1 pseudogene is annotated in these 353 nt (G+C 38.8%); it reads right to left on the minus strand.

The annotated features are described in order from the left end of the window. Nucleotides 1-353, minus strand: a pseudogene (gene recR / locus SB717_RS34260) (recombination protein RecR); the annotation flags it as partial.

Below are 353 nucleotides of genomic sequence, written 5' to 3' on the forward strand. Positions count from 1 at the left end.
GCTAATATTACTTCTTGTACCGTTTCATCATGTAGTCGCTTTAAGAGTTGCGGGATATTAATGTCTTCCGGTCCAATTCCCTCCATAGGAGAAATCGCACCACGTAACACATGATATACACCTTGATACTCTTTCATTTTTTCCATCGCGATTACATCTTTCGGTTCTTGCACGACACAAACAACTGATTGATCTCGATGCGAATCATTACAAATATAACAAGGATCACGATCAGTAATATGTCCACATACAGAACAATACGCTAAATCTCGCTTCGCATTTACAAGTGCTTTCGCAAAACCTAACACATCATCTTCTTTCATATCTAATACGAAAAATGCCAATCGAACCGC

It is taken from the genome of Priestia sp. SIMBA_032 (genome assembly GCF_046535215.1).
In the GTDB taxonomy this organism is placed as follows: Bacteria; Bacillota; Bacilli; order Bacillales; family Bacillaceae_H; genus Priestia; species Priestia aryabhattai.